General features: G+C 69.9%; 3 protein-coding genes and 1 pseudogene. 1 reads left to right on the top strand and 3 read right to left on the bottom strand.

The features are described from left to right. Nucleotides 1-462: TSUP family transporter (locus CCR87_RS00880; RefSeq protein ID WP_201155445.1), on the bottom strand; the 462-nt coding region annotated here is incomplete at its 3' end. A 200-nt stretch (nt 463-662) separates the two neighbouring features. Between CCR87_RS00880 and CCR87_RS00875 the strand changes: the two genes are divergently transcribed. After that, on the top strand, nt 663-2,348 hold the full coding sequence (locus CCR87_RS00875; protein ID WP_201155444.1) for an acyl-CoA dehydrogenase family protein: 1,686 nt from the start codon (nt 663-665) through the stop codon (nt 2,346-2,348). Nucleotides 2,349-2,412: 64 nt separating this feature from the next. On the opposite strand, the gene CCR87_RS00870 is transcribed toward CCR87_RS00875, so the two are convergent. Then, nucleotides 2,413-2,877 (bottom strand): Hsp20 family protein, encoded by a 465-nt coding sequence (locus tag CCR87_RS00870; protein WP_201155443.1) that lies wholly within the window; start codon nt 2,875-2,877, stop codon nt 2,413-2,415. A 132-nt stretch (nt 2,878-3,009) separates the two neighbouring features. Beyond that, a pseudogene (locus CCR87_RS00865) lies at nt 3,010-3,806 on the bottom strand (chromosome segregation protein SMC); the annotation flags it as partial.

Below are 3,806 nucleotides of genomic sequence, written 5' to 3'. Positions count from 1 at the left end.
GTAAAGCCCGCCCAGCACCCCCAGCCCGTATTCCGCCGCGCGCTGGTGGCGCAATTGCAGCTTCAGGTCGCGCCCGGCCAGCTGCACCAGCGCGAACGCCGTCACCGGCACCCCCAGCAACCCCAGCAGCAGCCAGGACGGGATCACCAGCACGAACTGTGCCGACACCACGATGAAGACCACCAGCATCAGGATCATCCGCCAGTACTTCACCGTCGAGGCCACCGCCGCCGCCGGTCCCTGCCGGAACGCCTGCTGCACGTTGGTCACGATCACCGCCAGCATCAGCGCCGCCAGCGCCACCGGCGGCGCCATGAACGTGGCAAAGGCCGAGATCATGATCAGCGGCATCGCGAACCCGATCGCCCCCTTGACGAAGCCCGAGAACAGCGTGATCGCCACCGCCGCCCAGAAGGCCATGGGCGACAGCCCGCCCGAGATCGCCGCCAGTGCCTGATCCATGCCGTCCTCCGGAGTGCCTGCCACAATGTCCGCCACCCTGTGCCGATGGCTTCGGGCGCGCTATACTCTCCCGCGCGCGGGGTCGAAACGGCGAAAACCGCTGCGACACATTCCTGCGTGCGGCGCATGACCTCGGACTTTTTCTTGCGCTGCACCTGCAAAGGCCCTATGTCCCAGCGCAGCATGAAAAGGAGTCTCGGATGCCCCATGACGGCCAGGACCTGAACCTCGACGCCGCCGACGGGACGGCGCTTCTGGACGATCTGACGGCGCTGACCGGCGCTGCGGTGCCGGCGGCGGATGCGATGCTGGCGGCCGCCACGGAGGCGCTGCGCGCCCGTGTCACGCGCGATGGCCGCGTCAGCGGCGCCGCGCTGGAACGCCACCAGACCGCCGCCCACGGGCTGGCCTGGCTGGCAACTTATGTCGAATCGCTGCGCCAGATGCAGGGCTGGGCCGAACGGTTGCAGGCCGAAGGCCGGTTCGGCGAGATCGAGGCGCTGATCCACCAGATCGCCTTCGGTGAATACCTCGCGCAGATGCGCGGCGGCATCCCCATGAGCCAGGGCGAGATCCTGCGCCCCGCCGATCTGGGGATCGACGCGGGCGCGCTGGACACCCCGCAGGTCGACACGCTGGTCGCGCACGGCAACGGCAATGCCGCGCGCCTGCGGCTGGTGGCGCTGATGCGCGACAACGCGGGGCGGGCGACCGTCGGGGCCACCGGCCTTGACGAGGAAATGGAGATGATCCGCGAGCAGTTCCGCCGGTTCTCCGACGACAAGGTGGTGCCGCACGCCCATGAATGGCACCTGCGCGACGAGCTGATCCCGATGTCCATCATCGAGGAGATGGCGGAGCTGGGCGTCTTCGGCCTGACCATCCCCGAGGAGTTCGGCGGTCTGGGCATGTCCAAGATGTCGATGTGCGTCGTCTCGGAGGAGCTGTCGCGCGGCTACATCGGTGTCGGCTCCCTCGGCACCCGGTCCGAGATCGCCGCCGAGCTGATCCTGTGCGGCGGCACCCAGGACCAGAAGGCGCACTGGCTGCCCAAGCTGGCGAGTGCCGAGATCCTGCCGACCGCGGTCTTCACCGAGCCCAACACCGGCTCCGACCTCGGCAGCCTGCGCACCCGCGCGGTCCGCGATGGCGACGACTATGCCATCACCGGCAACAAGACCTGGATCACCCATGCCTCGCGCACCCAGGTGATGACCCTGCTGGCGCGCACCGACCCCGAGACCACCGACTACAAGGGCCTGTCGATGTTCCTGGCGGAGAAGACGCCGGGTGACTGCGCCCACCCCTTCCCCGACGCCGGGATCACCGGGGGCGAGATCGAGGTGCTGGGTTATCGCGGCATGAAGGAATACGAGCTCGCCTTTGACGGCTTCAGGGTGAAGGGCGAAAATCTGCTGGGCGGCGTCGAGGGGCAGGGCTTCAAGCAGCTGATGCAGACGTTCGAGAGCGCCCGCATCCAGACCGCCGCCCGCGCCATCGGGGTTGCCCAGAACGCCATGGAAGTGGCGATGCAGTACGCCATCGACCGCAAGCAGTTCGGCAAGTCGCTGATCGAGTTCCCCCGCGTCGCCTCCAAGCTCGCGATGATGGCGGCGGAAATCATGGTGGCGCGCCAGCTCACCTACTTCTCCGCCCGCGAGAAGGACGCCGAGCGGCGCTGCGACCTGGAGGCCGGGATGGCCAAGCTGCTGGGCGCCCGCGTCGCCTGGGCGGCCGCCGACAACGGGTTGCAGATCCACGGCGGCAACGGCTTTGCGCTGGAGTATTCGATCAGCCGCATCCTGTGCGACTCGCGCATCCTCAACATCTTCGAGGGCGCGGCCGAGATCCAGGCGCAGGTGATCGCGCGGCGGCTGCTGGGCTGATCCGGCCCGCGATACGAAAAAAGGGCGCCCCCGGGGGCGCCCTTTGTCGTGACGGGCGGCTGCGTCAGTGGGCCGAAGCCTCCACCATGCGGGTGTCCGCCCGCCCGCCGTGGGCGATCTCGATCCGGCGGGGCTTCAGCGCCTCGGGGATTTCGCGCACCAGATCGATGTGCAGCATGCCGTCGGCGTGGGTTGCGCCCGCGACGCGCACATGGTCGGCGAGGTGGAACCGACGCTCGAACGCGCGGGTGGCGATGCCGCGGTGCAGGAAGGTCCGGCCGTCCTCGTCCTCGGCCTTGCGGGCCGAGACGTGGAGCGCGTTTTCCTTCACCTCCACGCCCAGGTCGGCGGCGGTGAAGCCGGCGACGGCAATGGTGATGCGGTAGGCATGCTCGCCGGTCTTCTCGATGTTGTAGGGCGGGTAGGTCGGCTGCGCCGCGTCGCCGGCCATCACGCGGTCCAGCAGGTCGGCCACGCGGTCATAACCGACGGTGGCGCGGTAAAGCGGGGTGGGATCGAAAGCACGCATTGTCATCCTCCGTACAGAAGCGATGGTGTGGGGACGGCCCTCCCTGCGCGGGACGGGCCGGGGTGTGCCGGGCCCGATCTGGCGCCCGGTGCAGCGGAGATAGGAAACGCCCCGGGGGGCTTTCAAGGGGCCTCAGGCCACCAGCGCCTCGGCCCGGCGCAGGTCCACGCTGACCAGCTGGCTGACGCCCTGCTCGGCCATCGTCACGCCGAACAGCCGGTCCATCCGCGCCATCGTCACCGCGTTGTGGGTGATGATCATGAACCGCGTGCCGGTGCGGCGCGTCATCTCGTCCAGCAGGTCGCAGAACCGCGCCACGTTGGCGTCGTCCAGCGGCGCGTCGACCTCGTCGAGCACGCAGATCGGCGCGGGGTTGGTCAGGAACACCCCGAAGATCAGTGCCATCGCCGTCAGCGTCTGCTCGCCGCCCGACAGCAGCGACAGGGTGGACAGCTTCTTGCCCGGCGGCTGGCAGAAGATCTCCAGCCCGGCCTCCAGCGGGTCGTCGGATTCCACCAGCGCAAGGCGGGCCTCGCCGCCGCCGAACAGGTGGGTGAAGAGCGTCGCGAAGTTGGTGTTGACCTGCTCGAAGGCGGTCAGCAGCCGCTCGCGCCCCTCGCGGTTCAGCGCGCCGATGCCGCCGCGCAGCTTGGCGATGGCGGCCTCCAGGTCGGCCTTCTCCGTGGCCAGCTGGTCGTGCTCCTCGGCCACCGCGCGGGCGTCTTCCTCGGCGCGCAGGTTGACCGCGCCCAGCGCCTCGCGCTGGCGGCGCAGGCGGGTGACGGTGGTTTCGGCGGTGGCGGCGTCGGGCTGCCCGTCGATGTCGCCCAGGGCACGCGCAAGGGCGGCGGCGTCGGTGCCGGTGGCCTCGTGGATCGCGGCGTCGGCGCGCGCCAGCGCCTCGGCCTCGGCGGCGGCGCGGGCGTCGG

Origin of the sequence: Rhodobaculum claviforme, from assembly GCF_016653255.1 — a bacterium.
Lineage (GTDB): Bacteria > Pseudomonadota > Alphaproteobacteria > Rhodobacterales > Rhodobacteraceae > Rhodobaculum > Rhodobaculum claviforme.
Note: the sequence above shows the minus strand (reverse complement) of the source record. Positions and strands in the feature narration are given on the sequence as shown.